Genomic DNA, 4,384 nt, shown 5'->3' with positions numbered 1-4,384 from the left:
GTCCCGGTGGGCGAAGCAGGCACTCTACCCGCCGGTCGTCCTTCTCCAACTGGTTCCGAAGATCGCAATCGCACCGCTGCTGCTGGTGTGGCTGGGGTTCAGCCTTGACACAAAGATCACCCTCGTTGTTCTCATCTCGTTCTTCCCGCTGCTCATGTCGAGCATCAGCGGGTTCTCCATCCTCGACGAACGGCTCCTCTTCCTCACCCGGTCCATGGGGGCAACGCGCTGGCAGACATTCTGGTCACTGCGCTTTCCGGCCGCGCTGCCCATCATCTTCTCCGGGATCAAGACCTCGGCAACCATCGCCATTACCGGCGCGCTCGTTGCTGAGTTCCTTGGCTCCAACACCGGATTGGGCTACGCGCTGCTCCGCGCCAGCGGGCAGCTGGACACCGAGTACATGTTCGCAATCCTCGTCATCCTCACCGTCATCGGCATTGTCATCAACTACCTCGTGGAAGCAATCGAATGGTTGCTCACCCCGTGGCAGCGGCGTTCGGCGGACCGTTGACCTCCATCCACCCACTCGAAAAGGACACACTCATGCGACGAAGCATCAGTCACATTCTCATCGCCAGCGCGGCGACGCTTGCGCTCCTCACTGGCTGCTCCGCCCAGCCGGGTGACAGCTCACCCGTGCGGTTCCAGATGCACTGGGCCTGGTCGGCATCCACCGCCGGCTTCGCTCTCGCCGACCAGGACGGCCTTCTGGACGACGTCGAGGTTATCGAGGGGCGTGGCTCCGGTACCGCCGTCCAGCTCGTTGCCTCCGGGCAGGCGGACATCGGTGTCGCCGACGCCGTGGCCATCGTCCAGCAGATCGAGCAGGGGGCTCCGCTCGTTGTCGTCGCGACGATGAACCAAGTGACGAACATCGCCATGCAGGTACTGGACTCGTCTGGCATCACCACGGTCGAGGACCTCAAGGGCAAGACGGTCGCGGTCCCGCAGGGCGGTGCTTACGCGTTCCTCTTCCCGCTGTTCCTGGAACTCAATGGTCTTTCCGAAGCTGACGTCACCGTCGCGAACGTTCCGTTCGAGTCTCTCGTAGCCTCCCTGCTTGAAGGCAACGTTGACGCCATCGTCGGGGGTCAGGACACGCACGTCGCGCTGGTCGCTCAGGATGCGGACTTCACCGACTTCCTCTTCGCGGACTATTGCGTGGATGCCGTCGCCCATTCGATCTTCACGACTGAGGACTACCTCGAACGCAACCCCGAGGGGGTGCGAGAGTTCGTCGCGAACAGCCTTCAGGGCCTCGGACAGGCGTACACCGATCCCGATGCGGCGGTCGAGGCTGTCGCCGCGCTGTCGCCAGGAGCGGATGCCGACGGTACTCGCGTCGAGCTCGACTTCCTTCTGCCGCTGATGTGCGCAGCGGATGCGTCATACATCGGGCGGGCGGAACCCGAGCACTGGACCCGGAGCATCGACCTGCTCGAGCGTGCCGGACTGATCTCCGAGACCCTCGACCCGGACACGTTCGTCTCCTACGACTATCTGCCCGCGGATGACGAGCTCACCGCCTGCGACTGACTCGGCGACAACAATAGAGAGGAACCGAAGATGACTCCTTCCCCGCAGGTGCAGAACGCGCTCGGGCTCGACATCTCCATCAAGAACGTGGGAAAGGTATTCGGGGAGACAACCCCCAACCCATTCCAGGCTCTCAAGCCAGTGTCCATGGACATCCAGGCTGGCGAATTCATCTCCATCGTCGGCCCGTCCGGATGCGGGAAGAGCACATTGATGCTCATGGCTGCGGGCCTTCTTGCCCGTTCTGAGGGCGACATCACCATCGGAAGTCAGCCCATCGTCGCACCGTTCACGGACATCGGGATCGCCTTCCAGGATCATCTCTTGCTGGATTTCCGCACGGCGATGGACAACGTCCTCCTCCAGGCCGACATCCGTCACCTGGACAAGAAGCGGATGCGGGAACGGGCCCAGGATCTGTTCTTGAAGCTGCATCTCGAGAAGGCCATGAACAAGTACCCCCGCCAGCTCTCAGGAGGCATGCGGCAACGAGTGTCCCTGATCCGCACCATCGTCCATGAGCCATCGGTGCTGATGATGGATGAGCCTTTCGGTGCGCTCGACGCGCTGACTCGCCTGCAGGTTCGTGCTGACCTCGAAGCCTTGTGGTTGGACACTCGACCGACGGTTCTGTTCATCACCCACAGCGTCGGGGGGGCGGTAGGCCTGTCCGACCGGATCTTCGTCCTGAGGCCCGAGCCCCGGTGAGGTCGTGGACGAGATCATCGTCGACCTTCCCCGGCCGCGACCCATCGCACTGTCGGAGTCGAATGACTTTGCCGTCTATGTGGACCGCATCTACGGTCACTTCGAGCGGATGGGTGTGTTGCACGGCATCGAGATTCCCAAAAGGTAGGACACCTCCCGCGGCGAACGGCCGCGCAGCGCGCACGCGCAGAAAGGACAGACATGTCACACGCGGATCAGGTACTCCGACTGGGCTACATCTCAGCGGCCGGAGTTGTCCGTCCCCCCGGTGGGCACACCCTCCCCATCGAGAACCCGGCCACAGGTCAGATCCTGGGCGACCTCCACGAAGTGAGCGCCGCCGAGGTCGACGAGATCGTAGGCGGAGCTACGACGGTGTTCCGCTCGACCTGGCGCGACACGGCCCCCGGCGACCGAGGACGTCTTCTGGCGAGGTGGGCAGCCCTCATCAGTGAACATCGCGACGAGTTGGCCGGCCTCGAGATCGCAGACGTGGGTCACCTGCCCTCCGAAGCGACCGGAGATCTCGACTCGAGCGTCCGTATTCTCACGTACTTCGCGGGTATCGCCGACAAGCTCGAGGGCCGCACATACGCGCAGCTGCCGGACAGGCTCTCCTATGAGCTGCGGGAGCCGTTCGGAGTCGTGGCGGGAATCAGTCCGTATAACGGCAACGCGAACTTCATCGCGTTGAAAGCGGGTCCCGCGCTCGTCGCCGGCAACTGCATCGTCCTCAAGGCCCCTGAGGTTGCCCCAGTGCTCACCTTCCGTCTCGTGGAGCTCGCCCTCGACGCGGGTATCCCTGCCGGGGTGATCAATGTGCTCTCCGGGCGGGGTGCGGTGGTTGGGCCGTTGTTGAGTGAGCACCCGGGGATCGGCATGGTCGCGTTCACGGGTGGACCCGAATCGGGGCGTGCGGTGATCCGCCAGTCGGCGACGAACATCGTGCCGACGTTCCTGGAACTCGGCGGCAAGAGCCCGGCCATCCTGCTGCCCGATGCCGACCTCGACACCGTGGTGCCTTCGGTGCTTCACTCCAACTATGCCAAGAGCGGGCAGAGCTGTGTGGCGGGGTCCAGAATCCTGGTGCCCTCCGCTCGATACGACGAGGTGACCGAACGGCTGGCGTCGTTCGCGGAGTCCATCCGGGTGGGACTTCCCTCAGCTCCCGAATCTCAGATGAGCACCCTCATCTCGAAGACGCATCGTACCCATGTCGATGGCCTCGTGCAGCGCGCGGCGTCCGCGGGGGCTTCGGTCATTGCCGGGGGCGCGGCAGCGACCGACGGGGACCTGGCGCAGGGCGCGTTCTACCGCCCGACCGTTCTCCGAGACGTAGGTGACATGAATCCCGCCGCCGTCGAGGAGGCTTTCGGGCCGGTGGCGAGCGTCCTCAACTACGACGACCTCGACGAAGCTGTTGCCCGCGCCAATGCCACGCCGTTCGGTCTGAGCGCGCAGATCTGGGGCAACGATGCTCGTGCCATCCAGTTCCTCTCTCGCCGGCTTGAGGCCGGCACGGTATGGATCAACACCTACCGCTCTTTCCACCCCACTGTGCCCTTCGGGGGGTGGAAGCAAAGCGGATTCGGGAAAGAGAACGGGTTCGCATCCGTCGACGTCTATCTCCGGAGCAAATCAGTCGTCTGGGACCTTTCCACCGAGCGCGAGCTCCCTTACAACCACTGACTCACGAACGGACACCAATGATGAACTCGGCACCCTCTCCCAAGCGTCTTGACGGACGGCGCATCGTCATCACCGGAGCCGCATCCGGGATCGGCCGGGCCACCGCGCAGCGATTCGTCGACGAAGGCGCCGAGGTTGCGCTGCTGGATCGAGACGAGACTGGGGTGACGGAAGCGGCACGCACCGTCGGCGGCTACGCCTTCACTGTCGACATTACCGACGACGCCTCCGTTGCCGACGCGCTCGCACGGGCAGCGGAGCGGCTCGGTGGGATCGACGGCCTAGTGAACGCGGCGGGGGTCATGTTCAGAGGCCCCATCGCGGAGGTGTCGGCCGAACAATGGCGTCGAGTCATCGACATCAACCTCACCGGCGCGTACATCGTCTGCCGGGCGGCGCTGCCCTATCTCGCCGCGGAAGAGTCCGCGACGGTGGTGAACATCGCCTC

At 64.1% G+C, this 4,384-nt stretch carries 6 protein-coding genes; all 6 read left to right on the top strand.

Annotated features, from left to right (window positions below; translation table 11 throughout):
* The coding region (locus J7E68_RS03620) for an ABC transporter permease subunit (RefSeq protein WP_215169937.1) at window positions 1-514 on the top strand (514 nt) is incomplete at its 5' end.
* Between the two features lie 32 nt (window positions 515-546).
* A complete protein-coding gene (locus J7E68_RS03615) occupies window positions 547-1,539 on the top strand; it encodes an ABC transporter substrate-binding protein (RefSeq protein WP_215169935.1) in 993 nt (330 codons plus the stop codon).
* A gap of 30 nt (window positions 1,540-1,569) precedes the next feature.
* Window positions 1,570-2,247 (top strand): ABC transporter ATP-binding protein, encoded by a 678-nt coding sequence (locus J7E68_RS03610; RefSeq protein WP_215169933.1) that lies wholly within the window; start codon window positions 1,570-1,572, stop codon window positions 2,245-2,247.
* A gap of 4 nt (window positions 2,248-2,251) precedes the next feature.
* Complete coding sequence (locus J7E68_RS03605; RefSeq protein WP_215169931.1) at window positions 2,252-2,395, top strand: hypothetical protein; 144 nt, start codon at window positions 2,252-2,254, stop codon at window positions 2,393-2,395.
* A 53-nt stretch (window positions 2,396-2,448) separates the two neighbouring features.
* Complete coding sequence (locus J7E68_RS03600) at window positions 2,449-3,936, top strand: aldehyde dehydrogenase family protein (RefSeq protein ID WP_215169929.1); 1,488 nt, start codon at window positions 2,449-2,451, stop codon at window positions 3,934-3,936.
* A gap of 20 nt (window positions 3,937-3,956) precedes the next feature.
* Window positions 3,957-4,384 (top strand): SDR family oxidoreductase (locus J7E68_RS03595; RefSeq protein WP_251048600.1); only part of this gene is annotated, 428 nt, incomplete at its 3' end.

It is taken from the genome of Microbacterium sp. ISL-103 (genome assembly GCF_018613995.1).
Classification (GTDB): Bacteria; Actinomycetota; Actinomycetes; order Actinomycetales; family Microbacteriaceae; genus Microbacterium.
The sequence above is the reverse complement of the archived record's forward strand: the minus strand, read 5'-3'. Positions and strand labels throughout refer to the sequence as shown.

Excerpts from the sequence above, each read along its gene's own strand:
- J7E68_RS03600 (WP_215169929.1), top strand. The coding sequence starts at position 2,449 with ATGTCACACGCGGATCAGGTACTCCGACTGGGCTACATCTCAGCGGCC.
- J7E68_RS03615 (WP_215169935.1), top strand. The coding sequence starts at position 547 with ATGCGACGAAGCATCAGTCACATTCTCATCGCCAGCGCGGCGACGCTT.
- J7E68_RS03610 (WP_215169933.1), top strand. The coding sequence starts at position 1,570 with ATGACTCCTTCCCCGCAGGTGCAGAACGCGCTCGGGCTCGACATCTCC.